Origin of the sequence: Marivirga sp. (assembly GCF_051117495.1) — a bacterium.
Taxonomy (GTDB): domain Bacteria; phylum Bacteroidota; class Bacteroidia; order Cytophagales; family Cyclobacteriaceae; genus Marivirga.
In genome coordinates, this window is sequence record NZ_JBNPEF010000027.1 from 16704 (window position 1) to 41408 (window position 24705).

At 33.1% G+C, this 24705-nt stretch carries 25 protein-coding genes; 14 read left to right on the forward strand and 11 right to left on the reverse strand.

All coding sequences use genetic code 11. The features are described from left to right. Nucleotide 1: 1 nt before the first annotated feature. Entirely contained in the window at nt 2-2554 is a 2553-nt protein-coding gene (locus tag ACFE0M_RS14185) for a CHAT domain-containing protein (RefSeq protein WP_434546437.1), read from the forward strand. A 62-nt stretch (nt 2555-2616) separates the two neighbouring features. Here ACFE0M_RS14185 and rplI read toward each other — a convergent pair whose 3' ends face one another. Genes rplI through rpsF form a run of 3 tightly spaced genes read right to left on the reverse strand, consistent with a single transcriptional unit; the run spans nt 2617 to nt 3710 of the window. Continuing rightward, nucleotides 2617-3060, reverse strand: coding sequence for a 50S ribosomal protein L9 (rplI, locus tag ACFE0M_RS14190; protein ID WP_434546438.1), 444 nt, complete (start codon nt 3058-3060; stop codon nt 2617-2619). 24 nt (nt 3061-3084) lie between these two features. Further along, on the reverse strand, nt 3085-3342 hold the full coding sequence (gene rpsR / locus ACFE0M_RS14195) for a 30S ribosomal protein S18 (protein ID WP_013452439.1): 258 nt from the start codon (nt 3340-3342) through the stop codon (nt 3085-3087). Then, nucleotides 3339-3710, reverse strand: a complete 372-nt coding sequence (gene rpsF / locus ACFE0M_RS14200) for a 30S ribosomal protein S6 (RefSeq protein ID WP_085515787.1) — start codon at nt 3708-3710, stop codon at nt 3339-3341. Before rpsF ends, rpsR begins: the two co-directional genes overlap by 4 nt. 142 nt (nt 3711-3852) lie before the next feature. On the opposite strand from rpsF, the gene ACFE0M_RS14205 reads away from it, so the two are divergent. The 3 genes from ACFE0M_RS14205 to ACFE0M_RS14215 all read left to right on the forward strand — a co-directional run bounded on the left by ACFE0M_RS14205 (nt 3853) and on the right by ACFE0M_RS14215 (nt 6587). Then, nucleotides 3853-4296 (forward strand): hypothetical protein, encoded by a 444-nt coding sequence (locus tag ACFE0M_RS14205; RefSeq protein ID WP_434546439.1) that lies wholly within the window; start codon nt 3853-3855, stop codon nt 4294-4296. A gap of 48 nt (nt 4297-4344) precedes the next feature. Further along, nucleotides 4345-4647, forward strand: coding sequence for a hypothetical protein (locus tag ACFE0M_RS14210; protein WP_434546440.1), 303 nt, complete (start codon nt 4345-4347; stop codon nt 4645-4647). An 89-nt stretch (nt 4648-4736) separates the two neighbouring features. Then, a complete protein-coding gene (locus ACFE0M_RS14215) occupies nt 4737-6587 on the forward strand; it encodes a PAS domain-containing protein (RefSeq protein ID WP_434546441.1) in 1851 nt (616 codons plus the stop codon). Nucleotides 6588-6621: 34 nt separating this feature from the next. Here the strand turns inward: ACFE0M_RS14215 and ACFE0M_RS14220 are convergent, their stop codons facing one another. Next, entirely contained in the window at nt 6622-7758 is a 1137-nt protein-coding gene (locus ACFE0M_RS14220; protein ID WP_434546442.1) for an acyloxyacyl hydrolase, read from the reverse strand. 45 nt (nt 7759-7803) lie between these two features. Further along, nucleotides 7804-8736: a coiled-coil domain-containing protein gene (locus tag ACFE0M_RS14225; protein ID WP_434546443.1), complete on the reverse strand. Its 933-nt coding sequence runs from the start codon at nt 8734-8736 to the stop codon at nt 7804-7806. A gap of 116 nt (nt 8737-8852) precedes the next feature. On the opposite strand from ACFE0M_RS14225, the gene ACFE0M_RS14230 reads away from it, so the two are divergent. Beyond that, nucleotides 8853-9470, forward strand: coding sequence for a methyltransferase domain-containing protein (locus tag ACFE0M_RS14230; protein WP_434546444.1), 618 nt, complete (start codon nt 8853-8855; stop codon nt 9468-9470). Here ACFE0M_RS14230 and ACFE0M_RS14235 read toward each other — a convergent pair. Together ACFE0M_RS14235 and apaG are read right to left on the reverse strand one after the other, a co-directional pair. Then, entirely contained in the window at nt 9427-10206 is a 780-nt protein-coding gene (locus ACFE0M_RS14235; RefSeq protein WP_434546445.1) for an O-methyltransferase, read from the reverse strand. The two genes, ACFE0M_RS14230 and ACFE0M_RS14235, sit on opposite strands and share 44 nt — an antisense overlap. A gap of 1 nt (nt 10207) precedes the next feature. Beyond that, a complete protein-coding gene (gene apaG, locus ACFE0M_RS14240; RefSeq protein WP_434546446.1) occupies nt 10208-10594 on the reverse strand; it encodes a Co2+/Mg2+ efflux protein ApaG in 387 nt (128 codons plus the stop codon). Between the two features lie 117 nt (nt 10595-10711). On the opposite strand from apaG, the gene ung reads away from it, so the two are divergent. The 3 genes from ung to ACFE0M_RS14255 all read left to right on the forward strand — a co-directional run bounded on the left by ung (nt 10712) and on the right by ACFE0M_RS14255 (nt 12534). Further along, a complete protein-coding gene (gene ung / locus ACFE0M_RS14245; protein ID WP_434546447.1) occupies nt 10712-11374 on the forward strand; it encodes a uracil-DNA glycosylase in 663 nt (220 codons plus the stop codon). A 28-nt stretch (nt 11375-11402) separates the two neighbouring features. Next, nucleotides 11403-11993, forward strand: a complete 591-nt coding sequence (locus ACFE0M_RS14250) for a Crp/Fnr family transcriptional regulator (protein WP_434546448.1) — start codon at nt 11403-11405, stop codon at nt 11991-11993. 76 nt (nt 11994-12069) lie between these two features. Continuing rightward, nucleotides 12070-12534, forward strand: a complete 465-nt coding sequence (locus ACFE0M_RS14255; RefSeq protein ID WP_434546449.1) for a hypothetical protein — start codon at nt 12070-12072, stop codon at nt 12532-12534. Nucleotides 12535-12659: 125 nt separating this feature from the next. On the opposite strand, the gene ACFE0M_RS14260 is transcribed toward ACFE0M_RS14255, so the two are convergent. Then, nucleotides 12660-14120, reverse strand: coding sequence for a leucine-rich repeat domain-containing protein (locus tag ACFE0M_RS14260; RefSeq protein WP_434546450.1), 1461 nt, complete (start codon nt 14118-14120; stop codon nt 12660-12662). 174 nt (nt 14121-14294) lie between these two features. Here ACFE0M_RS14260 and gyrB point away from each other — a divergent pair, with 174 nt between their 5' ends. The 3 genes from gyrB to ACFE0M_RS14275 all read left to right on the forward strand — a co-directional run bounded on the left by gyrB (nt 14295) and on the right by ACFE0M_RS14275 (nt 18363). Then, nucleotides 14295-16256 carry a DNA topoisomerase (ATP-hydrolyzing) subunit B gene (gyrB, locus tag ACFE0M_RS14265; protein ID WP_434546451.1) on the forward strand — a complete coding sequence of 654 codons (1962 nt, stop codon included), beginning with the start codon at nt 14295-14297 and terminating at the stop codon, nt 16254-16256. 89 nt (nt 16257-16345) lie between these two features. Further along, nucleotides 16346-17506: a pyridoxal phosphate-dependent aminotransferase gene (locus tag ACFE0M_RS14270; RefSeq protein ID WP_434546452.1), complete on the forward strand. Its 1161-nt coding sequence runs from the start codon at nt 16346-16348 to the stop codon at nt 17504-17506. Next, nucleotides 17503-18363: a prephenate dehydrogenase gene (locus ACFE0M_RS14275; protein ID WP_434546453.1), complete on the forward strand. Its 861-nt coding sequence runs from the start codon at nt 17503-17505 to the stop codon at nt 18361-18363. The genes ACFE0M_RS14270 and ACFE0M_RS14275 overlap by 4 nt, the downstream gene beginning before the upstream one ends. Before the next feature lie 18 nt (nt 18364-18381). Here ACFE0M_RS14275 and ACFE0M_RS14280 read toward each other — a convergent pair whose 3' ends face one another. Next, a complete protein-coding gene (locus ACFE0M_RS14280) occupies nt 18382-19074 on the reverse strand; it encodes an SIR2 family NAD-dependent protein deacylase (protein ID WP_434546454.1) in 693 nt (230 codons plus the stop codon). Between the two features lie 77 nt (nt 19075-19151). Here ACFE0M_RS14280 and ACFE0M_RS14285 point away from each other — a divergent pair, with 77 nt between their 5' ends. After that, on the forward strand, nt 19152-20099 hold the full coding sequence (locus ACFE0M_RS14285; RefSeq protein ID WP_434546455.1) for an OmpA family protein: 948 nt from the start codon (nt 19152-19154) through the stop codon (nt 20097-20099). Nucleotides 20100-20229: 130 nt separating this feature from the next. Here ACFE0M_RS14285 and ACFE0M_RS14290 read toward each other — a convergent pair whose 3' ends face one another. Both ACFE0M_RS14290 and ACFE0M_RS14295 read right to left on the reverse strand, forming a co-directional pair. Then, nucleotides 20230-20664, reverse strand: a complete 435-nt coding sequence (locus ACFE0M_RS14290) for a peptidylprolyl isomerase (protein ID WP_434546456.1) — start codon at nt 20662-20664, stop codon at nt 20230-20232. Between the two features lie 20 nt (nt 20665-20684). Continuing rightward, nucleotides 20685-21551: a substrate-binding domain-containing protein gene (locus ACFE0M_RS14295; protein WP_434546457.1), complete on the reverse strand. Its 867-nt coding sequence runs from the start codon at nt 21549-21551 to the stop codon at nt 20685-20687. 253 nt (nt 21552-21804) lie between these two features. On the opposite strand from ACFE0M_RS14295, the gene ACFE0M_RS14300 reads away from it, so the two are divergent. Continuing rightward, the gene (locus tag ACFE0M_RS14300; RefSeq protein WP_434546458.1) at nt 21805-24123 is read left to right on the forward strand and encodes a penicillin-binding protein 1A; all 2319 of its coding nucleotides are present in this window, start codon (nt 21805-21807) and stop codon (nt 24121-24123) included. Between the two features lie 29 nt (nt 24124-24152). Next, nucleotides 24153-24686 carry a hypothetical protein gene (locus tag ACFE0M_RS14305; RefSeq protein ID WP_434546459.1) on the forward strand — a complete coding sequence of 178 codons (534 nt, stop codon included), beginning with the start codon at nt 24153-24155 and terminating at the stop codon, nt 24684-24686. The last annotated feature ends 19 nt before the right edge of the window (nt 24687-24705 follow it).

A 24705-nucleotide genomic window follows, 5' to 3' on the forward strand; every position in this document is an offset into this window, starting at 1 on the left:
TATGTTCAGATATTTTTTTTTAATAGTCCTGATTTTTTTACCATTATTTGGGTATGGCCAACTTTTATCGGACAAGTATCATGCAACTATTTTTAAAAGCCGTACTCAAGATATTGATATTTTAATCAATAATTTGGATCTCGACTCTACTTCTCATGAAGATAATTTATTGCTCGCAGAGCTCTATTTTTTGAAAGGCAGGAATGATAAAGCTAAGAAGATCCTTGATTTATTGGAAAATAATAAAGAAATCCGAAATCATCCACATCCTGAACTTTACGCAAGATGGCTTAAAAATTATGGTCTTATTTTATGGAATCAAGGTAAAAGGGATCAGGCACTTGAATTTTTACAACAATCATTGGCTGAATACAAAGTAATTGATGGAATTGAAAAAACTAATATAGCAGATATATACAATAATATAGGGTTGGTATATGTCAATACTGAACCTAAGAAAGCAGTAGATTATTATAATAATGCATTAGAGATATATACTGAATCTGCTGATAATCAATTGGATAAAATCATTCAACTTTCCATCAATATAAGTTTGGCAGAAATTAATCAGGGTAATCAAATTGAGGCTTTAAGAATTTTGAATAATGCATTAAGTAGATGGAAAGCCAACCATCAAGATGGATTACCCACAGAGGCATTTATTAAAGCCAATATAGGAGGCATTTATCTTGCTACCAATCAATTAGTACTGGCAGAAGATTATCTGGAAGAAGCTAGGGTTATTTATCTTCAAAACTACGGTGAAAGGAATTCTGAACTTGCTAATGTATTTGCACAATTATCAGAATTGGAATTAAGAGAACAGTCTTATGAGAAATCACTAGAGTATATTCAAAGGGCATTGAAAGCAAATAGTTTTGAATTTAACCAAATGGATTATAATTCAAACCCTAAAGTTGAAGATGCCAATAAATTAAATATCCAGCTGACACTTCTCATGAGGAAGGCTATTATTTTAGAGTCATTTTATTACGGCTTTTCTTTGAAAAAATCTCATCTGGAAATTGCCTTATCCACTATTGATCTTGCTGAAAAGGTGCTGGAGAATATTAGAGCAGGCACTACCAATAAAAAGGATTTATTGGAATTGAGCGATTTGGCATCTGAACTTTTTGAGGATGGGCAAAGAATTGCTTTGCAATTGCAAGAAGTAACTTTATTTGGTAACGAATATTTAATCAAAGCCTTTCAATATGCTGAAAAATCAAAATCATCCTTGCTAAAAACGGCCGTAGTGGAATCTGAGGCTCAAAGTTTTGCAGGTATTCCTAAGGAAGTGTTAGAGCAAGAAAAAGATCTTTCGAGTGAATTGGCATATTTAAATACTCAAATTGCGTTGGAAAAGGAGACTTCAAAGCTGAATTTATTGAGAGATCAGTATTTTCAATTAAAGCAAAAGCATAATAATTTTATTGAAGAATTGGGACGTGAATATCCTGAGTATTATAATTTGAAACATCGTGAAACCTTTGTAAGTATTCAAGATATTCAAAACAGATTGAATGATAATGAGGCTATTTTAGAATATTCAATTGCTAATAAAAGTAATTCTATAAACTTATATTTGATAACTAAAAGTAATATATCCTATCAAAGGATTTATGAATTGGATGAAGTCTTAAAATTTTTAAGGGCTTATCGAAATACATTGACTTACAACTTACAGCAAAGTTTTCAGTCTATAGCATATGAACTTCATGAATATTTATTGCCAATTAACATTAAAAAAGGTATTAATAGGTTGATTATAGTTCCCGATGGTGAATTGTCCACCATCCCGTTTGAAGCTTTGGTAAAGAATCAGAAAGAAAATACGGCTTTTTATGATTTAGATTACTTGATCAAATTTTACGAAACAAATTATGCTTATTCCGCCTCTCTTTATCATTCAAAGGAAACATCGAATTACGGCAATGAAGCTTTATTGATTTCGCCTGTGGAATTTGGCGATGGAATCCCCATGTTACCTGCTTCTGAGCAAGAAAGTGAGCATTTTAAGAAGTGGTGTGGTCAGCAATCTTTAGTTATAGAATCTCTTGTGAGAAATGACGCCACTAAAAAAAGGTTTAAGAATTCTACTTTAGACAGCTTTCGTTTTATTCATTTGGCCACTCACGGAACAGTTGATTTAGAATCTCCCGATTTATCGGGCGTATATTTTAAAAATGATGAAAGTAATAAACTGGAAAATGACAATGTACTTTATGTTGGGGAAATTTATGGGCTAAGTATAAATGCTGAACTCGTAGTCTTATCAGCTTGTGAAACCGGCTTAGGTAAAATCAATAGGGGGGAAGGTGTAATGGGATTGGGACAGGCATTTGCTTATTCAGGAGCAGATAATTTAATTTTGTCTTTATGGAAAGTGGCTGACGAATCAACCTCTTTATTAATGCAATCTTTTTATCAAAAGGAGTTGGGTGGGGAGAACCATTCGTTTTCCAATGGATTAAGGAATGCCAAACTATCAATGATCAATTCTGATTATAGTGCCCCATATTACTGGGCGCCTTTCATTCTGTGGGGAAAATAATTCATAAAAAAAGCCTTTTGTAAAACTACAAAAGGCTTTCTGATATTTTGATTTTCGAAGAATTAGTCAGCTTCTACAACAAGTGAGATTTCTTTTTTCACTTCTTTATGTAAATCGATTACTGCTTTATATTCTCCTAATTGTTTTATGTCTCCAGAAATTGCGATTTTCTTTCTGTCAATATCAAAACCTTTCTCTTTTAGAGCATCTGAAATTTGTACAGTGGTTACTGCTCCAAATATTTTACCGCTTTCACCAGCTTTGGTTTTAATATTAAGAGTCAAATCACCAATTTTATTGGCAATTTCTTCGGCATCATTCTTCAGTTTTTCAGCTTTATGCGCTGCTTGACGAATATTCTCAGCAATTTTCTTTGCATTTGAATTATTGGAGATAATGGCAAATCCCTGTGGGATTAAATAATTTCTACCATATCCGGGCTTTACAGTTACTGTATCATTTTTATAGCCCAATCCATTTATATCTTGTGTTAAGATTACTTCCATTTTGATAAATTTTTATTGGGTTAATTATTTTAATGAATCAGTAACATAAGGCAATAAGGCAATATGTCTTGCTCTTTTTACTGCTTGTGCCACTTTTTTCTGATATTTTGCGCTTGTTCCTGTAATTCTGCTTGGTAATAATTTACCTTGCTCATTTACAAACTTCAATAAGAAGTTAGGATCTTTATAATCAATATATTTAATGCCGTATCTTTTGAATCGACAATATTTCTTTTGATTATCCTGCTTTTTCTGGTTTATTGGCTCGTTATGAAGTGTCATTTCGCTACCTCCTCTTTTTGTTCTTTAGGTTTATTAAATGCGCCTTTTCTGCGTCTTTCTCCGTATTCTATAGCGTGCTTGTCTAAAGCTACTGTTAAGAATCTCATGATTTTCTCGTCTCTTCTATACTCCAACTCCAGTGCAGCAACAATTTCAGGTGTTGCCTTGAATTCAATTAGGTTGTAGAAACCAGTACTTTTATGTTGAATTGGGTAAGCTAGCTTTTTCAAGCCCCATTGTTCAACATTAATGATTTCAGCCTTTTTGTCTTCCAAGACTTTTCTGAATTTGTCGACAGCATCCTTCATCTGAGCATCAGATAAAACGGGAGTAAGTATGAATACCGTCTCGTAATTTTTCAATTGCATTGTATATTTATTTATTTTGAAGCGCAAAAATAGTGATAATCTTTAAATACAGCAAAATATTAGTAAAAGTTTATTGAATTATTATTCAACACTTACAACCTTTATTGGGTTTCAGCTGTCTTAAGGATTGATAGTAATATTTATGAAATACATTTTTTCTTTTTTATTCTTAATTATAGTCTCAGTTGCTTGCTCCGATTTTGAACAATTAAATCAAGATTTATGCATTCCTGTTGTTTGCGGAGAAGTGCAAAATAGTAAAGCCAATTTAGCTTTATTCAATGACAGTGGCGTGGATTTTGATACTTTTTATTATGATATCGGTGGTCATCAAGATTCAGTAGGATTCTTTCCATTACAACAATATACGTGTTGGATAAATATGGACACAATCAACACAGAATATATTTTAGCCAAAGGAATTTCAAATAATATTGTATATCAATCGGATACATTATGGATGGGATCAAATGCCCAAACATTTTCTCAAGGTGTTTTTGTGATGGAAATTTTCATGTTTGAGGATAATAATGAATTAGATCTTCAGTTTGTAGAAGATTACACGGGAGAATGTAAAGACATATAAAATTCGACTTTTTGCCAACTTTTTTAGCTTAATATAGTTTTTTTTGATATGTCTAGAAAGCTATTGATATCACTGATTTTTCTTTTGATACTTATCGTATTCTTAGTCCCCCAAAAAGAGGATTATTTATCACGTATTGCAAAAGATTATGGAGCTAATCATCAAAATATAGCATTAAGTGCAGAAGATCTTATGGAACTAGGGGATTTTGAATTTCAAAATAGGCTGTTGTATAGCCATTTCGAATACCAATTCGGTAATATATCTGTATCTTATTATGGTTTTTTTTCATTTATTATTTTTGAAAAATCTGAATTCATAGAGCAGAAACCCTCACAAATTACAGTTTAACTTACTGTTTTAATCTTTTTTCTGAGAGATTTATTTTTTTAATTTTATGATGACATTTGTCATGATTTTTAAATCAATTCTATTTTTACATGAACATTTTTTTTCGATTACAAAATATTGGGGTGCATAATAAGTATCCTAATTACGTCAATTCTAAGATAAGATTGTGTAATGCAATCGCTTTATTTAATATTCTTTTTGTTGCACTTCCTTTTTCAATTATCTCCTATTTTTATGTGCAAGAGCTTATAGTAATTCCTTTAATAGGAATCCTCGCTATGAGTTTGGTTTGGTTTTTTAACAAAATTCAACTTATATATCTAGCAAGAGTATTTTCAGCTCTAATTCCCTTATTGCTAGCTGCCTTATTTAACGCAAATTTGTTACAGGCAAGTAATTCCCTGCCATTAGTACTATACCTTATCATGATGGCATTTTCTGTTATACCGTTCTTAGTATTCGATATAAGGGAAAAAGGATATTTGATATTTGCTGTATTATTTAATTTGATCATTTTTGTTGGAGTGGAGTACCTACCTTTTGTTTGGATTGATTCTGTTGATGTCAGCTTTATTACAGAAGGATTTTTATTTGAATTGAACTATGTGGTATCGGTATTATTGTTATTTATTATCGTTTTTATGCTGGCGTATATCAATTATAGATCCGAGCTTAGAAGTCAAAATTTAATTGAAAATAATAAAAAGCAAACCCAAGAACTACATAAATCAGAAGACATTCTTAAAAAGAATTTAGAAGAAGTACAAAAAGCACAGGAAGAAGAAAAAAATAGGGCTTGGGTTACAGAGGGACTAGGCAGAATTAATGAGCTAACTAGACAACACGATAATCCAGCTCAACTTTCCAAAGAGGTAATCAGTGAAATAGTTAAATATGTTGAAGGTAATCAAGGTGCTATTTATTTAGTGGAGAAAGATGATGAAGATGAAGAGCCCTACATGGAAATGAAGGCGGCTTTTGCTTTTGGTAGAAAAAAAGTTATTAAAGATAAAGTCCGTCCTGGTGAAGGTTTGATTGGCCAATGTTATTTGGAAAAGGATATGATTTATTTGACTGATGTTCCAGATGATTTTGTGCGAATTAAAAGTGGTTTAGGGGATGCCCCACCTAAAAATATTGTGATTATACCTTTAATGACTAATGAGAAAATTGAAGGTATATTGGAAATTGCTTCATTTCAAGTTTTACCTGATTACAAAGTTGATTATTTGAAGAACCTGGGAGAAAGTTTAGCAACTTCATTTAACATGAATAAGATTAATGTTAACACTAAGCGCTTATTAGAACTTTCTCAGGAGCAAGAAGAACAAATGCGTTCTCAAGCAGAGGAACTTCATCAGAATATGGAGGAATTACAAGCCACTCAGGAGGAGATGGAGCGAAAAAATAAGGAGACAGAGGAACAAAACCAACAATTGCAACAACAGGAAGAGGAGCTCCGGCAGAACATGGAAGAACTAAGTGCCCAATCCGATGAGATGGAAAGACAGATGAAGGATATGGAAAAATTGCAGGCTGAAATGAAGGCACGGGAAGATATCCTTAATGAATCGACCATTATTTCTGAAGCTGATTTATTTGGCACTATTACCTATGTAAACGATAAGTTGATAGAGGTAGCTAAATATAGCAAGGAGGAGATGATCGGAAAAGGACATAATTTGTTTCGTCATCCTGATATGCCTTCTGAAGTATTTAAATTGTTATGGGATACCATTAAATCGGGAAAAGTGTTTAGAGGAATTGTTAAAAACAGAGCTAAAGACGGATCTGTTTATTGGGTAGATGCTGTTATTTCTCCAGTTTTTGACGCTGATGGTAAACCGAAAAAATATGTTGGTGTAAGATATGTGATTGAACAAGAAGAGGTAGCTCAAAAATTATTTAATGAGCAATTAGAAAGATTAGGATTGAAGTAAGTCAAGAGGGCAATCATCTATATATATGGTAATACTAGAAATTATAAACATAACCCAAACTAGCTTCTGAAAAGTCTGCTTGCCCAAAATTGGCATTGATATGAGCCGAAATATATATATTATGTTTCGGCTTTTTTGCCGTATTAATCAAATATAGTTTTAATCCCATTCTGCTAGGGAATAGCTTTTTCAATGTATATTTAACTGATTCAGTATTTTCAAATCTCTCAGAAAAATGGTAATAGAAAGGTTTGGATATGTTAATTCCGCCTTCAATAGAGATACCAACATGATAAATTAAATATTCTATTCCCATCATAAAAAAGTGGTTGTTGGGATGAACATTAAGTGCCTGTAATTCATCACTATTTTTTATGGAGTCTGCAAAATGCTGATAATAACGAGTACCAAAACCTGCGTACCATCTGAAATGCTCCTTAAATATAAAACCAACTCCAAGACTTTGACTAAACACTAATTTTTTCTCTCCACCCACTGGGGAAGTTGTACTTCCAAATTCATGTAAACCGATCCCACTTCTTATTTTGAGAAAAAATGACCGGCTTTTACTCACCTCTTCCTTATCAGGCATTGAGGACTTAAGCTCTTTTGGCGTGAAGGTCATTGAGAATACTGCTGAATTCAGCCCATAATTTGGAAGCTGAACATGGCCGTTGGAAGAATGCCTATATCCAATTCCAAGGCGAAGATTTCTTTTTTCTGAGAGATCAAATGAACGGTAATACATCCATTGAAAAGCCCAATTAAAATGGCTTCCTATAGATTGGTTTTTCTCATTTTGTCTATGGGTTTTAGTAAAATATGAAGTCCCAATTCCCCATTGAAACATGCCTTTTTTCATTCTTAAACCTAATACCGGCATCAAATTAATTTCATTTCCATAAACTTCTGGATTACCTAAACGATAAAAACCTGCTTGGATTCCTAAAAGTGGATAATTATAATATTGATTGGTAAGGGTATTTCGCTCGGCACTTTTATAATAAGTGACAGCACCACCAATTTTTGCACCAAAAGATGGCGAATTGAGATAATTTGGTACAATTGACCCAACCAAAAACTCTGGCACTAGATATTGCTTATCTTCCTGACTAAAAGACTCAAAACAGAATAATATTAGTACTAATAAGCTAAAAGTTTTGACGCTCATTTTAATAAAACTATTGTAGGAAGAATTTAGAATTGATATGACAGATTAATTAACTGAGAACTTTTCTTTACCAATCAAATAATTATCAGCATATAATTCTAATTGATAAACACCTTCTTCATATTCCTCGCCTCTATCGTACACAAAAGAAAGTTCCTGTTGCGTATTGTCAAATAGAATTTCTTGTTTGGCAGTGTAGAACATTTCTTTCCCATCTATCATAAAGGAACCAGAGCCCGTAGCCACATCGAATAAAGCATTGCCAATTGGGTTTATTATCCTAAGAATAATATCTTTTCCTTCTGGCTGGGCAACATTGTTTTCGGCTAAGTTGAATTGTATTTTTAATTTTTCAATATGACGAGGTTTATATTCCTTATCATCTCTTTCTCTACCTCTTGAATTAATTGCAATTATTTTAATATTTTCTGCTTTTAATCTTGAAGCCATTGCAACCTTATCCTCCAATTCTTCTCTATTGTTTTTAAGTCTGGAGATACTGTCATTTAATTGATTCTTCTCAGTTTTTAAATTGGTGTTTTCAGAAAGTAATTCCTTATTGATGGCTTCAAGTTTTTTAATTTTTTCATCCTGAAGATTCAATAATTCTTCATAACCACTCACTTTATCTTTGTAGCGCTGAATTTGATTTGCAGCCCAATTATTAGATTTTTTAAGCTCTTCTTTTTCCGATTCCAGATTTTTTCGGATAAGTTGTAATTCTGTTATATCCCCACCTAAGTTCTCTATCTCAGCAATTTTCATATCCAACTGAGAACTTATGCTATCCAATTCTCCATAGGTTTGTTCTAAGTTTTGCTGTAGTTCCTCATTTTCTTTTACAGAATCCAGATAAAATTTTATACCAATTATCGCCACAATTATGACTAGAAATGCAATAATTATGATATTTCTTTTAGAGCTTTTATTCTCTTTTTCCAAATCGTTGTAAGCTGAGTTTTTTGATTCCTCTGACATAATAGGTCGAACTTTTTAATAAGTTTGCTGATGAAAATAAGTTTTTGTACTACAAATAGTATATTTTCTTCGTTAAATACAAACCACAAATTTAAACAAATATTATATTTTACCGCATGGAGTTAAATGAATCTTATTGGACAGACAGATATTATAGTAATCAACTCGGTTGGGATATAGGATATCCTTCACCTGCGATCACTGAATTTATGGATAAGGTTAAGGATAAAAATGCAAAAATATTGATCCCAGGTTGTGGAAATGCTTATGAGGCTTCCTATTTATGGAAAAAGGGATTTAAGAATGTTTACCTATTAGATTTTTCTGCAGTTCCTCTAAATAAATTCTCCGAGGAAAACCCGGATTTCCCTAAAAGTCAATTATGGAATATAAATTTCTTTGATGCGGAAGGAAAATTTGATTATATCATTGAACAAACATTTTTCTGTGCCCTAAGTCCAGAATTAAGAGAGGATTATGCTGAAAAAATGCTGGAGTTATTAAAACCTGAAGGACAATTAGTAGGATTGCTGTTTAATATCCCGCTTTTTGACGGCCATCCTCCTTTTGGAGGAAGAAGGGAAGAATATGAAAAGCTTTTTGCTCAATATTTCGAAATCATAAAAATGGAGACTGCCTATAATTCAATTCCAGAAAGACAGGGAAGTGAGTTGTTTATCAAGATGAAAATTAAAACTCCAAAACAAAATCTTGTTTCTCAAAATCAGTATTGAAAAACAATAAGCCTGCATCAAAAAAATCTATACTTGAGGTGACTTCATGCCTGTTTTTTAATTCTATCCAAGCTTTTTTCATACCAGCAGACCAGTGAATATCATCCATAATATAAATTGAATTTTCAGAAAGATGTGGAAGTATAAAGTTAAAATATTGAATGCTTGCTTCATAAGTATGGTTGGCATCAGCATATACTAACTCGATATTATGATTCGATTTTTGTAAAAATTCAGGAAGTGTTTTGGCTATATCTCCCACATGAAAATGAATGTTTTCTTGACTTGAATTGATCTTTTTAGCTATTTCAATTGCATTGGGATCTGCTTCAAAAGTGTTGATTCCTGCATCAGGATTAGCTTTAGCCAAATAAGCAGTATTGATTCCCAAACTAGTCCCTAGCTCTACAATATTATTGAAATGATAAAGTCTAATTAAATGAAATAAAAACTGAGAGAATTTTGGTTTTGATAAACTGTGTTTTGCAATGGATTTCACCCTACGGACAGCAGACTTTTCTACTTTTGAACCTGCTCCTAAATCTAAAATCTCATATTCAGATTCATCTTTTAATAACTGCTTTCTTTGGATTTCAATTGATTTCCATTCCTTGTAATCGTATGTTTTCTTAACCAGATTTGTATAAAAATTGTAGAAGAAAGGGGAGTGGATCGAATGCTCGTCTGTTTTGTAATGGAAATACCTAATGTATTCTTTTATTAGAAAGAAATTCAACTTAATTTAGTTTATAAGGGGCAATCATATTGAATTCAGGAATCCTTACTTCAATTAATTGTCCGTCCAGCATTCTCTCCATTTGATAATAGCCATGCATTTTACCAAAAGGAGACTTTAAGTTACATCCTGAAACATAGGTGTGCTTCTGTCCGGGTTCTAAAATGGGTTGTTGACCAATAACACCTTCTCCTTCTACTTCTTTCATATCAGAAGCAGCATCATGAATAAACCACTGTCTTCGAAGCAATTGTACGGTTTGGTCTCCCTTATTTTCAATCACAACTTTATATGTAAAGACATAGTGGAATTGTACCGGACTGCTGTATTCCGGCTGGAATTCCGTTTCAACGCAAACGTGTATACCTTTTGTGATTGACTGAACCATAATGTAAATATAGTTAAATCAACGAATGAAGCACATGAATAGTTTATGGATTTATTACATTGCTTGAAAACTATTGGCTTTTTATATCTTTTTATAATTTTAAGGAAAAATAAATTTATGCATGTAAAAATTGAAAAAAGTTGGAAAGATAAACTATCAAAGGAGTTTGATAAGGATTATTTCCTTGAATTAGCAAAATTTGTTAAATCAGAATATCAAAATAAAACGATATATCCACCTGCTAAAGAAATTTTCAAAGTTTTTGATGCATGCCCATTTGATGAGGTGAAAGTGGTGATTTTGGGACAAGATCCTTATCATGGGCCAGGACAAGCAAACGGTCTTTGTTTCTCCGTCCGCCCGGGAGTTCCTATGCCACCTTCTTTGGTCAACATCTTTAAGGAAAGAAAAGCTGATTTGGGAAAATCAATGCCCCCAAATGGTGATTTGACGGGCTGGGCGCAACAAGGGGTTTTGTTGCTTAATGCCACATTGACTGTTGCGGAAAAATCTCCTGGTTCTCATCAGAAGAAAGGCTGGGAGAATTTCACGGATACCGTAATTCAAAAACTTTCAGAGGATAAAGAAAATTTAGTTTTTATATTATGGGGTGCTTATGCTCAAAAGAAGGGTGCAATTATAAATCGTAATAAACATTATGTTATTGAGTCTGCACATCCTTCACCTTTTGCGGCACACAGAGGGTTTTTTGGTTCAAAACCATTTAGTAGGTGCAATCAATTTCTTAATTCAAAAGATAAAGAAATTATAGAATGGTAAATATGTGGCATTACGTGATCAGTTTAAAATGCACAACACTACAATGATTGTCTTTAAAAAATTTTTAAATGACTTTTCTTCAGTTTCAACAGAAAGCTGGAATAAATTCTCAGTGTTGTTTGAACCAAGAACTTTAAAAAAAGGTGATTACTTTATTTCAGAAGGAAAAATTGCAAAAGAAATTGGGTTTTTAGAGGATGGTATTATTAGAGTTTTTTACAGAAATGACAAAGGAGTTGAATATAACAAACACTTTTTTCTTAATCCCTGTTTAATAGGAGGTTATGCCTCCTTGATAACTAACAAACCGTCCAATATAAATCAGCAGGCACTCTCAAGCTGCACTATATGGGTAGCAAAATATGCCGATTTACAATCACTATATTCTACTTTTCCTGACATTGAAAGAATAGCACGAATTTTAGCAGAATATTATTTTGTTCAGAAGGAACAAAGGGAAATTGAATTAGTATTATTAGATGCTGAAAAACGGTATCTTATTTTTCAAAAGCAGTTTCCAGAATTAGAGCAGAAAATCCCTCAATATCATATTGCCTCCTATTTGGGTATTACCCCAACACAATTAAGCCGAATAAGAAAAAAACTTTCATTAGGATAGTATTTATCAACCTATGTAAATGGAATTGATTTTAAGCTAAGGTAAATTTGATGCATTCAAGATAAAATTAATTAAGATGGCTCAAAAAATACTTTTACTCTTATCAACTTGCACCTTGGGGGTTTTCTTGGGGTCTCAGCTTGCAGAAGCAGTGCTTATTGTCCCTTATTGGAAAGAATTATCAAGCGATGGTTTTTTTATGTTTTACGAAGCCTATGGAACAAAACTATATCATTTTTATGCACCCTTAACAATTGCATCTACTATTTTGCCTACTATCATATTTTTTTTCAGCCTTTTATCCAAGTCAAAAACTGATGTTCTAATGTGGTTGATGTTTATATTTTCACTGCTGTTTTTTTCTACATTTTTTATTTATTTTAAAGAAGCAAACTTAAGTTTTGCTGAAAGATCAATTTCAAATGAGGCACTTCAAAATGAATTAATTAAATGGGGAAATTGGCATTGGATTAGAGTTTTTTGTGAGGCTATTGCTTTTGTATGTGGATTGATTTTATTGCTAAAAGCTAAGTTTAAGTAGCAAGGAGCGATCTTCAATTAATCAAACTTCATAAAAGTTATATATTATCATAATTATTTCTTTCTACTTAGGAAAAGTTGAAAGTCCTTCTTCTTAATTTGAAACTTTGGAAAGTTTTTTTCAAATCACGGACTGATTTCTTGATCTAATTCAATACTGACTTTTACCCCATTTTGCTGCAAAGTCTCTAAAGTATTTTTCAACTCATCAGCCTCTTCTTTGCTAGAGGCTTCAAAAGTTATGCCCCTCATCCATAAATATTTCAATTGATCAAGCTTCAATATATCAGGCGGAAATTTATGTATTTCATTAAACGAAATATCCAAATCCTCTAGTTTCTCATAATTCAAGATAAATTCAGGAAAACCCTGGAAGTAATTATTATGAATATGAAAATCAGTTATATGTTTTAAATCTGCTATGCTTTCAGGTAAATAGGAAACCCTATTATGATGAATGTAAAATTCTTTTAATGATTTAAGATTACCAATGCTTTCTGGAATACTATAAAACCGATTATGAGCAACATATAATCTTTCTAAATTTTGAAGGTTTCCTAGTTCTTTAGGCAGTTTTTCGATTTGATTATAATATAGATCCAACTCTATCAAGTTTTTCAGGTCGAAAATAAAGGGAGGAAGACTGTCCAAATCATTTTTATAGAAAGAAAGGACTTCCAATTTCCTTAAACTACCTAAAGCATGATGGATTTGATCACTTTTAATTTCATTTTCAGCAAATTGTAAATCCACTAAATCTTTTAATAAGCCAATCTCCTTTGGAACTGAGGTTAAATTGTTAAATGATAAAACAATATACTTCAAGTTCTGAACACTGTCGTTAGCCAAATTTTGTAGATCGATATTGTTTCTTGAGAGGTTGAGATGCTCCAGATTTTTAAGCTTTTCAAGATGGAATTTAGTATTGGACCTAAAATCATTTCTGGCAAAATCGATTTCTTTTACTTTTTTGAGCTTATGGAAATTATTGGGAATAGGAGAGTATGGGCTATCTCTATAGACCAATTCTTTGATATTGGTATTCTTTTTAAATTTTATCCTTTCACCTGGAGCATGATTATATATTCTAATAGTTTCTAAACTATCCAAACCAAATATTTTCCAGTTTAATAACCAGGGAATTTTTTTAACGGAAGTATTAACTAATTCAATTTCTTTTAAATTTTTACATTTCAGCAATTTAAATAGTGGTAATCTTTTAATATCCAATCCCTCAAATGAAATGTGAGTTATAGTATCATATTGATTATGATTTTTTAGTTGGTCAGAGTCAAGGTGAGATTCAGACTGTGACCTAATATAATATTCAAATTTTGGAATTTGTTTTGAAAGTGAATAGGCTGAATCCCAACTAATAAATTTTTCTGGATCTTGATAACTACTATCTACTAATTCCCTTTTAAAAACTCCATCCTCTACACTGATTTTATATCCATTTCGCATAATCAAGCTATAATGATTATAATCTATGGAATCTTGCTTATTGTAAAATTTATAAGTTTTTTGGGCTACTGTCAGTTGATGTAAACCCATTGAAATCAATATTATTAGTGCTAATTTTTTCATGATTTAATAATTAACTAATCCTTAAATACTAAATTTATAGTATTAATAATTGAATAGCAAATTTTAATAATAATTAATTTGATAGGGAATAATGGTACAAAAAGTAAAAAACACATAAGAAAGCTATCAAAATCCATTAAAATAACCTATTTTTGACCTTTTGGTAAAAACACTATGAGTACAGAAAAAGATAATAAGAACAAAGATTATTCAGCGGGTAATATTACCGTTTTAGAGGGATTAGAAGCAGTTAGGAAAAGACCGGCTATGTATATTGGTGATGTAGGCGTGAAAGGTTTTCATCATATGATATGGGAAGTAGTCGATAACTCCATAGATGAAGCGATGGCAGGCCATTGTTCGCAAATTACGGTCGAACTTAACGATGATAATTCAGTTACCGTAACCGATGATGGTAGAGGTATCCCGGTTGATATACATGAAAAAGAAGGGCGTTCTGCTTTGGAAGTGGTAATGACCGTTTTGCATGCCGGTGGTAAATTTGATAAAGATTCTTATAAAGTATCAGGTGGATTACATGGGGTTGGTATTTCGGTTGTAAATGCACTTTCTACCTATCTCTTGGCTACTGTTTATAGCAGGGATGGTAAAATCTACGAACAAGAATATTCAGAAGGTTTTCCGAAGGAACCAGTTAAACCAGTTGGTAAAACTGATGTAACGGGAACAAAAATACGATTTAAACCAGATACATCTATATTTATAGAAACAGAGTTTAAATATGAAACAGTAGCCTCTCGATTAAGGGAATTGGCTTATTTAAATGCTGGTATCAAAATAAAATTAGTTGACCACAGAGAAAAAGATGAAGAAGGGAATGTTAAGGAGGAAGACTTTTACTCTGAGGGTGGATTATTAGAATTTGTTGATTATTTGGACGGAAGCCGTGAAAAATTAATTCCTCAGGCTATATACATGGAAGGGGAAAAAAATGGTGTACCAGTTCAGGTTGCATTGAATTACAATACCTCTTATTCGGAAAATGTGGTTTCCTATGTGAATAATATTAATACAATAGAAGGGGGTACCCATGTTTCAGGTTTCAGAAGAGCTTTAACAAGAACTTTGAAAAGTTATGCTGATAAATCGGGACTTTTAGAAAAGCAAAAAATTGAAATTACCGGTGATGATTTCCGTGAGGGACTAACTGCCATTATTTCTGTAAAAGTAGCGGAACCTCAATTTGAGGGGCAAACCAAAACCAAATTAGGTAATTCGGATGTGATGGGAGCAGTGGAAAGCTGTGTTTCTGAAACGCTACAATATTTCCTAGAGGAAAATCCAAAAGCCGCCAAGACCATTGTTCAAAAGGTGATATTAGCAGCTCAAGCAAGAAATGCTGCCAAGAAAGCCCGTGAAATGGTACAAAGAAAGAACGTAATGTCTGGTACTGGTTTGCCAGGTAAATTGGCAGACTGTTCTGAGAAAGATCCTTCCATTTGTGAATTATATCTAGTAGAGGGTGATTCTGCGGGTGGATCTGCTAAACAAGGTCGTGACCGTAATTTCCAAGCTATTTTACCTTTGAAAGGTAAAATCCTAAATGTGGAGAAAGCTCAGGAACATAAGATTTATGATAATGATGAAATCAAGAATATTCTAACTGCTTTAGGTGTTCGCTTTGGTACCGAGGATGACGAAAAAGCCTTAAATCTTGATAAATTAAGATATCATAAAATTGTGATCATGACGGATGCCGATGTGGATGGTTCTCATATTCGTACGCTTATTCTTACCTTATTTTTCCGTTATATGCGAGAATTAATTGATAAAGGATATGTATATATTGCACAACCTCCCTTGTATTTAATAAAAAGAGGTAAAACTGAACGATATGTATTTACAGAGGATGAAAGGGTACAAGTTGTAAAGGAAATTTCTCCTGATGGAACAGAAGGAGCAGTTCACTTACAACGATATAAAGGTTTGGGTGAAATGAACCCAGAGCAACTTTGGAGTACTACAATGAATCCTGAGACTAGAAAAATGAAACAAGTATCAGTGGAGTCTGCAGCGGAGGCTGATCATTTATTTAGTATGTTGATGGGGGATGAGGTACCACCTCGAAGAGACTTTATTGAGAAAAATGCAAAATATGCTAAAATTGATATTTAGGGCTTGATCAAAAACATTTTTCTATATTTCAATATTAATAGAGCCTGAGCATAATGTTCAGGCTTTTTTGTTAAGCTACAATTGTGAATATGATCAATACTGCGAATAGAATAAAATCAGTGGAGGAATATTATTTTAGTAAGAAACTCCAAGAAGTCAGAGCCTTGGATAGTAGTGATTTTCCCGTCATAAATTTGGGTATCGGAAGTCCTGACTTGGCACCACATCAAAAGGTAATAGAAGCTTTAACTCAAAATGCTGAAAAACCCAATGTCCATGCATATCAATCGTATAGGGGCATACTGGAATTAAGAAACGCAATAGCAGATTTTTATGCCAAATATTTTAATGTAGCATTAAACGCAGATAATGAAATTCTGCCTTTGGTGGGTTCCAAAGAAGGAATTATGCATATTACTCAAGCTTTTGTAAATAAAGGCGATACAATTTTAGTGCCCAATCCTGGCTACCCAACTTATGCTGCAGTTGCCAATTTAGTACAAGCGGATATAAAATATTATCATTTATTAGAAGAAAATGAATGGCAGTTGGATATTGAATCTCTGAAAAAGTTGGATTTGGATAATATCAAATTACTGTGGCTCAATTCTCCTCATATGCCTACGGGCGTTCAATATACTGTAGAGACGCTGCAAAAATTAGTTGATCTAGCCAAAAAACATCAATTTTTAATTGTAAATGATAATCCTTATTCCATGATTTTAAATAAGGATTATCAAAGTATATTGTCTCTTGATGGAGCAAAGGATGTGGCCATTGAATTAAATTCTTTAAGTAAGTCGCACAATATGGCAGGTTGGAGAGTTGGCTGGTGTATGGGAAATCTTGATTTTATAAATGCCATTATGAAAGTAAAAAGCAATATGGATAGTGGCATGTTCAAACCTTTGCAATTAGCGGCAACCGAGGCATTGAATTTGGAAGATGACTGGTTTGAAAATCTGAATCAAATTTATCAAAATAGGAGAAGTTTAGCTGAAGCAATATTGATTAAATTAGGTTGTACTTTCAATAAAAATCAAAAAGGACTCTTTGTATGGGCTAAATTACCATCTGAAATGTCTTCATCAGATAAGTTGATTGATCAATTGTTATATGATTATAAAATATTCCTAAGTCCTGGTTTTATTTTTGGGACACAAGGTGAGGGCTACATCAGAATTTCACTTTGTGCCAATGAAAGTCAGTTTAAAACTGCAATGGACAGGCTTCAAAATTTTTCATTATGATTCAGAGAGTAAACAGTCTCAGTGTATTTGGACTTGGATTAATAGGTGGTAGTTTTGCTTTAGTTGTTAAGACTCAATTTCCTGATATTAAAATTTACGGAGTAGATCAAAACCCTGACCATGCTAAAAAGGCACTTGAATTAAATTTGATTGATGAGATTAAATCATCTAATGATATAGAAGTTTTAGAATCTGATTTGATAATTTTGGCTACCCCAGTGAATGCAATTAAAGAAATTTTACCTCAATTGCTATCCAATATTTCATCAAATTCAGTGGTTCTAGATACGGGATCTACCAAATCTAGTATTTGTAAAACGGTAAAAAACCATCCTAAAAGGTCACAATTTGTGGCGGCTCACCCAATAGCTGGAACAGAATATTCAGGACCAGAAGCTGCGTTTTTAAAGCTTTTTAGTGGTAAGAAGAATATTATTTGTGAATTCGAATTATGTAGTGATCAATCTAAAAAACGAGCCAAATGGTTATTTGAGCTCGTGAATATGGATAATATTTATATGGATGCGGAAAGCCACGACAAACATTTAGCTTATGTATCCCATCTTTCTCACATCAGTTCCTTCATGTTGGGATTAACAGTTTTGAATATAGAAAATGATGAAAAAAATATTTTCAATTTAGCAGGAAGTGGTTTCGAAAGTACGGTGCGTTTAGCTAAAAGCTCTCCCGATATGTGGGCTCCGATTTTTCAGCAGAACAAATCATATCTCAGCAAAGCGCTGGATGAGTACATTTTGCAGTTACAGCAATTTCAAGAGCAATTGAAAACAGAAAATGTAGAAGAAATGAAAGCTCTCATGCAAAAAGCCAATGAAATTCGAAAGGTTTTGGAATAGTGTCAAAATTTTCAATCATTAACTTTCCTCTTTTAACATTTCCCTCAACTCCTTCATTCCTTCCACTGCACTTTTTGCTATAGCTGTTACCTGATTACTTCCATAGTATTCAGGAGTACTTGGGTCAACAACATAAATAGGAACTTCTTTTCCCACCTCATGAATCAAGCCAGCAGCAGGATAGACCTGTAGTGAGGTACCCACTACTAATAAAATATCTGCTCCAGCGGTTATTCGAGCTGCAGGTTCAATCATGGGTACCATTTCTCCAAACCAAACAATATGTGGCCGTAGTTGGGAGCCTTTTTCACATAAGTCTCCTTCTTTGATTTCCCAACCGTCTAATTCATAAATTAGATTTTCATCCACACAGCTTCTGGCTTTTTTGATCTCACCATGTAAGTGCAAAACTTTCGAAGAGCCACCTCTTTCATGTAGGTCGTCAATATTTTGTGTAATTATTTGCACATCATAATAATCTTCCAATTCTGCCAAAATTTTATGTGCTTCATTGGGTTCCGCTTCCAAAACTGCCTTTCTTCTCTGATTATAAAAATCTAATACCAAGCGCTGATTTTTAGCCCAGCCTTGTGGGGAGGCTACTTCCATTACATCATGTCCTTCCCAAAGGCCATCTGCTCCTCTAAATGTTGGGATACCACTTTCTGCACTTACTCCAGCTCCGGTTAAGACTACTAATTTCTTTTTCATAACTTTAAATCTTAAAAAGATACAATCAATATTTAAATCATTTCGTTACAATTTTCAATATAATAAAACCTGAAAAAATGATCATAAGAAAAATTTTTATTGCCTTAGTAATTTTTAGTAGTGTGGCTTGTGTTACACAAAAAAAATATGATGAACTATTAGCCGAAAAAGTGAAGACTGATGCTGAGAAAATGGAGTTGGAAGATAAACTTACTATTAAAAACAACACCATTGAATCTTTAGAAGCAGAGTTAACCGAAGAGCAAGAAAAACTTGAGCAAGCCAAGAAAGCATTTCAAGATTCTCAAAATAGTTTAGATTCTCTACAACAACAATATGAAACACTTAATGATTACTATGATAAATTGATGAGCAGCAGTGGTAAGCTCAATAAAGATTTGGCCAATAAAGAAAAACAATTGCTTCAAATGGAGGCTGATCTGGAAATTTCCAAACAAAGAAATGATGAACTAGCGGCTAATTTGGCCGAGCGTGAGGAAAGGGTTGCAGAACTAGAAAAAGTATTGGCAGATAAGGAAGCGGCCGTTAATGCCTTAAAACAAAAAGTAAGTGAGGCACTTCTCAATTTTAAGGAAAATGACCTGACTGTGGAAGTAAAAAACGGTAAAGTTTATGTATCGCTTGCTGAGCAATTATTGTTCAATTCCGGGAGTACTGTTGTTGATGCAAAAGGTGTGGAGGCGCTAAAGAAGCTTGCACAAGTATTAAAAGACAATCAAGATGTGAATATTGTAGTGGAAGGACATACCGATAATGTCCCTATTTCTGGGAATAATAAATATTTGAAGGACAACTGGGATTTAAGCGTATTGAGAGCTACTTCAATTGTGAGAATTTTAACTCAAAATGGAGCATCACCTGAAAGGGTAACAGCAGCAGGAAAAGGGGAGTTTGCACCTAAGGCTACAAATGAAAATGCTGAAGGAAGAAAAGAAAATAGAAGAACAGAAATTATTTTAACCCCTAAATTGGATGAATTATTCCAGATTTTAGAAAGTAATTAGTCGGAAGATAGAAGCTGGAAGTAGGAAGTATTTCTAGCTTTCTACTTCCAACTCCCTGATCTCTACATTTCTATCAAGTATTAATGGACTTTTTGTACAACTCAACTCCTCCTTTGGGGGTTAGGGGGCTTTATTCCACAATCGTCACTTTCTCCATCACATCTCCTTGACGGATATCATCAATAACATCTAAGCCCTCATACACTTTTCCGAAAGCAGTATGTTTTCCATCCAGATGTTGTGTGTTTTGTCTGCTATGGCAGATGAAGAACTGTGAACCACCAGTATTTTTTCCGGCATGCGCCATGGATAAAACACCCCTGTCGTGATATTGCTTATCGCCATCTGTTTCGCAATCAATTGAATATCCTGGGCCACCAGCTCCAGTTCCGTCAGGGCAACCACCTTGCACAACGAAATCAGGAATTACTCTGTGGAAAGTTAGCCCATCATAAAATCCTTCATTGGCCAATTTGTGAAAGTTTTTCACTGTATTGGGAGTGGCATCATCATAAAATTCTATTTTTAATGTGCCTTTGTTAGTTACTATTTCTGCTTTGCTCATAATTAAATATAAAGTAAGGTTTAAATACTGTTTCTTTGCCAAACTAATTGTTGTGTATCCGCCATTTCATCAATAATATTGGCTTCTTTTAATGTATAGACTACATTTTTCAACATTTTATTACTTACCCAGCCATCGGTAGCCCACTCGGTTGCATGATACCATTTGGCAGCGTCTTCTTTTTTAATTCCGAATCTTTCACTCACTATATTTACAGCATTTTCATTTTCCATAAACATGGCAGATGTGCGCTGTATTTGTCTTAAGACCCTTGAAATATCCTTAGGCCTTTCATTAATAATTTCAGTATGAGCTGCCAAAACAAAACAAGGCCAAGGGGTAACATATTCACCTATGCGTTTCAATTCTCCTCTTTCAACATAGGGCTTGGTAGTATATTTTTCCCAATAAAAAACATCCGTTTCCTGTTTTTGGAGGGAATCTAATGCTCCTTTAAGATTTTGAATAATTTTGAATTGAGATTCATCTATTTTTTTATCGTTATTCAAAGCATCAACGATAGGCATCAAATGAGAACCGGAGCCAATTCTACTGATAGCAAATTGCTTGTCATATATTTCTTTATGATCTTTTATAGGATTCTCAGTTCCGCTATGGATTCCCCAAATTAAAGGGCTTTTCACATAACCGCTAATTATTTTGGCTGGCACTCCCTGTAAAATCCCACTTACGATTCCTTCTGTTAATATAGCACAAATATCCACTTCATTATTGATCAGTGCTTCACGCATTTCTCCAGTTCCGCCTTCAAAGGTTTTCCATTCAATGTTTAAACCTTCATTTTCTATGGCTCCTGATTCTATCGCTAAATGTATAGGTGTATTATAATGTTCTGGTACTCCGCCTATTCTTATGGTTTTACTCACAATGTCCTTCTTTTTTTGAGTGTACAAACATACAATCTTTCTTTTTTGAATTAATGAAAATTTTGTGCTTTTGTTTAAAATTTCAGCCTTTATGACATTTTCATTACACTTTTTAAGTGGTTTTTCCGTTCTTCGCAGGATAATTCAAATAGAACCTAACAAGTAAATATAGGAGAATCATTAGTGCCTTATTAAAAATATAAGCCAAATGACTATTCTTCGTATCACTTAATATTGGATTCCATATAATAACATGTCTAAAAAGAAAAGAAAAACAAGTCTTAAAAAAATAATTATAAAATATATAGCCTTGCTGTTGGGGTCAGGTATATTACTTACTGTTTTATTTTTCTATAGTACTAAAGCAGGTTTTTTTGGAAAATTACCAAATGATGAACTTCTCAATAATATTAAAAATGCCCAAGCCACTGAAATAGTAGATGAGAACGGTGAAAATATTGGATTTCTATACCGAAGTTTTCGGTCTAACGTAGAATTTGAGGATTTTCCAGATCATTTGGTTGATGCCTTAATTGCAACAGAAGATGTCCGCTTTTTTGAGCATTCCGGAATTGATTACAGAAGTTTGATTCGTGTTTTAGTAAAAACAATAATCCTTCAAGATCGATCAGGAGGTGGTGGAAGTACTATTTCTCAACAACTAGTTAAGAATTTATTCCCTCGTGAATATTCTAATAAATTTGAAATTCTAGTAATCAAAATTAAAGAGGCCATTATTGCGCAAAAACTAGAACAGATATATTCTAAAGAAGATTTGCTGACTTTGTATTTAAATACGGTTAGTTTTCCTGATAATACATTTGGAATTGAAGCGGCCTCACGTACTTTCTTCAATAAACCTGTAAATCAGCTCGAAATAGATGAATCTGCTATTTTGATAGGAAGTTTAAAAGCCACTTATACTTACAATCCTAGAATATTTCCAGAGAATAGCATGGAAAGAAGAAATGTTGTGCTATCTCAAATGGAAAAATATGATAAAATAACAGAAGAAATCCATAATGAGCATATTAATAAAGATATTCATTTGGATTACCACCCCATGAAAGCAGATGTGGGAATTGCTCCTTATTTTAGAGAGCAAGTGAGGAAAAAGCTAGTGGAATGGGCTAAAGAATATGAAAAGAATACAGGAGAATCAGTAGATATTTATGGTGATGGGTTAAAAATTCATACCACCTTAAATAAAAACATGCAATTATATGCGGAATCGGCCATGAGAACGCATATGCAGAATTTACAAAAGGCATTTGAACAAAATTGGGGTAATCTTGCACCTTGGAAAAAGAAGGAGGTTTATCAAAGATATATTCAAAGAACGCATCACTATAAAGCCTTAAAAGCACAAGGTAAAACCGAGCAGGAAATCCAAAAAATATTAAATGAAAAAAAGAAGATGCAAGTTTTTGATTGGTCTGGAAGTGATGTTCAAACAATGAGTGTGCTAGATAGCATTCAGCATTCATTAAAAACATTGCAGGCTGGTTTTTTGGCAATGGAACCAAAAACCGGAGCAGTGAAAACTTGGATCGGAGGAATTGATTTTGAGTATTTTAAATATGACCACGTTTCGCAAAGTAGGAGACAGGTCGGTTCTACTTTTAAGCCATTTGTATATTTAAATGCATTGGAGAATGGGGTTAAACCTTGTGATTATTTTCCAGCTAGTGCAGTTGCTTATGAAAATTTGGAAGGATGGAAGCCCACAAACAGTGACAATGAGGATTATACATATATAAATGTAAATATGCAGGAAGCATTGCGGAAATCAATGAATACCGTTTCGGTAAAAATTTTGGAAGAAACCGGTATTCCATCTTTAATCGAGTTTGCAGAAAGTCTTGCTATTAAATCAAAATTGCCTGAGGTACCTTCATTAGCTTTAGGTACAGCTGAGTTAAGTGTGCTTGAATTAGCCACTGCTTACTCTTCTTTTCTGAATGATGGAAAGGCAACTGAAAATTATTTTATTGAAAAAATAACTGATGCATCCGGAAATGTTTTGGCAACCTTCAAACCAAAGGAAGAATATGAAAAAGCCTTTTCAAATCTTAATCAAGAAATGATTTTAGAAATGATGCAAGAGGTTGTCAATTCAGGAACTGCATCAAGATTAAGATGGAGATATAAATTGAATAATGCTATTGCAGGAAAAACAGGTACTACCCAGAACAATAGAGATGGCTGGTTTGTAGGGTTATTGCCTAATTTGGTGACCGTAAGTTGGGCGGGTACAGACAATGGAAGCATAGGTTTTAGAAGCACTTCAATAGGGCAAGGAGCTAATTCGGCTTTACCTATATTCGGTCTATGGATGCAAAAAGTAAATTCTGACCCTAGTTTAAATCGATATAGTAAAAGTCAATTCACAGCTCTATCTGATAGAGCCAACCGATTGATGGACTGTCCACCCATAAAGGAAGATGGATTTTTGAAAAAGCTATTTACAAATCCTGATAAAGAAAAAACAAAGGAGTTTGAGGAAGAAGGAAAGCAAAACAAAGGGTTATTCAAAAGAATTAAAAAATTATTTAAAGGAAATAAGGATTAAATACTTTAAATTTCCATGTATAATGTTTTATGTGGAATTTTAAATTTTTACTTGTAAGTATTTTAGCAGTTGTTTCTAGTTTCTTAGTGCATGAATTTGGACATTGGCTAATCGGAGAGGTATTAGGTTACGATATGAAAATGACACTTAATACGGTCTATCCTGTCTTAAGTAAATATGATTCTGAAGCAGATTATATGTTGATTTCTGCAATAGGTCCTATTATCACTTTACTTCAAACGATCTTTTTCTTTTTTGTACTAAAAAGAAGTAAAAACCTTTATTATTTTCCATTCTTGTTTAGTTCCTTTTATTTGCAATTATTGTCAGGAGTGATGAACTTTTCTAAACCTAATGACCTGGGAAGAATAAGTTTTTATTTTGAATTAGGCTTATTTACAATTCCGATTATAGTGGTCTTTATTCATATAATTCTCTTATTGAGGGCTATTAAATTGAATAAAATTAGAAAGAAAAGTGTCTGGATTACAGTTTTTTATACTATTTTATTTTCATCCATCTGGATTTTGGGCAATAAATTTTTCAAAATCATCCTAATTTGAGTACAAATTGTAATTTACT

What these genes read in the sequence shown, in the direction of transcription:
- ACFE0M_RS14185 (WP_434546437.1), top strand. Translation starts at nt 2, where the DNA reads ATGTTCAGATATTTTTTTTTAATAGTCCTGATTTTTTTACCATTATTT.
- rpsR (WP_013452439.1), bottom strand. Translation starts at nt 3,342, where the DNA reads ATGACACTTCATAACGAGCCAATAAACCAGAAAAAGCAGGATAATCAA.
- ung (WP_434546447.1), top strand. Translation starts at nt 10,712, where the DNA reads ATGCATGTAAAAATTGAAAAAAGTTGGAAAGATAAACTATCAAAGGAG.
- ACFE0M_RS14230 (WP_434546444.1), top strand. Translation starts at nt 8,853, where the DNA reads ATGGAGTTAAATGAATCTTATTGGACAGACAGATATTATAGTAATCAA.
- ACFE0M_RS14280 (WP_434546454.1), bottom strand. Translation starts at nt 19,074, where the DNA reads ATGAAAAAGAAATTAGTAGTCTTAACCGGAGCTGGAGTAAGTGCAGAA.
- apaG (WP_434546446.1), bottom strand. Translation starts at nt 10,594, where the DNA reads ATGGTTCAGTCAATCACAAAAGGTATACACGTTTGCGTTGAAACGGAA.
- ACFE0M_RS14270 (WP_434546452.1), top strand. Translation starts at nt 16,346, where the DNA reads ATGATCAATACTGCGAATAGAATAAAATCAGTGGAGGAATATTATTTT.
- ACFE0M_RS14215 (WP_434546441.1), top strand. Translation starts at nt 4,737, where the DNA reads ATGAACATTTTTTTTCGATTACAAAATATTGGGGTGCATAATAAGTAT.
- rpsF (WP_085515787.1), bottom strand. Translation starts at nt 3,710, where the DNA reads ATGCAATTGAAAAATTACGAGACGGTATTCATACTTACTCCCGTTTTA.
- ACFE0M_RS14305 (WP_434546459.1), top strand. Translation starts at nt 24,153, where the DNA reads ATGTGGAATTTTAAATTTTTACTTGTAAGTATTTTAGCAGTTGTTTCT.
- ACFE0M_RS14285 (WP_434546455.1), top strand. Translation starts at nt 19,152, where the DNA reads ATGATCATAAGAAAAATTTTTATTGCCTTAGTAATTTTTAGTAGTGTG.
- ACFE0M_RS14255 (WP_434546449.1), top strand. Translation starts at nt 12,070, where the DNA reads ATGGCTCAAAAAATACTTTTACTCTTATCAACTTGCACCTTGGGGGTT.
- ACFE0M_RS14260 (WP_434546450.1), bottom strand. Translation starts at nt 14,120, where the DNA reads ATGAAAAAATTAGCACTAATAATATTGATTTCAATGGGTTTACATCAA.
- gyrB (WP_434546451.1), top strand. Translation starts at nt 14,295, where the DNA reads ATGAGTACAGAAAAAGATAATAAGAACAAAGATTATTCAGCGGGTAAT.
- ACFE0M_RS14250 (WP_434546448.1), top strand. Translation starts at nt 11,403, where the DNA reads ATGCACAACACTACAATGATTGTCTTTAAAAAATTTTTAAATGACTTT.
- ACFE0M_RS14275 (WP_434546453.1), top strand. Translation starts at nt 17,503, where the DNA reads ATGATTCAGAGAGTAAACAGTCTCAGTGTATTTGGACTTGGATTAATA.
- ACFE0M_RS14225 (WP_434546443.1), bottom strand. Translation starts at nt 8,736, where the DNA reads ATGTCAGAGGAATCAAAAAACTCAGCTTACAACGATTTGGAAAAAGAG.
- ACFE0M_RS14220 (WP_434546442.1), bottom strand. Translation starts at nt 7,758, where the DNA reads ATGAGCGTCAAAACTTTTAGCTTATTAGTACTAATATTATTCTGTTTT.
- ACFE0M_RS14300 (WP_434546458.1), top strand. Translation starts at nt 21,805, where the DNA reads ATGTCTAAAAAGAAAAGAAAAACAAGTCTTAAAAAAATAATTATAAAA.
- ACFE0M_RS14290 (WP_434546456.1), bottom strand. Translation starts at nt 20,664, where the DNA reads ATGAGCAAAGCAGAAATAGTAACTAACAAAGGCACATTAAAAATAGAA.
- rplI (WP_434546438.1), bottom strand. Translation starts at nt 3,060, where the DNA reads ATGGAAGTAATCTTAACACAAGATATAAATGGATTGGGCTATAAAAAT.
- ACFE0M_RS14210 (WP_434546440.1), top strand. Translation starts at nt 4,345, where the DNA reads ATGTCTAGAAAGCTATTGATATCACTGATTTTTCTTTTGATACTTATC.
- ACFE0M_RS14205 (WP_434546439.1), top strand. Translation starts at nt 3,853, where the DNA reads ATGAAATACATTTTTTCTTTTTTATTCTTAATTATAGTCTCAGTTGCT.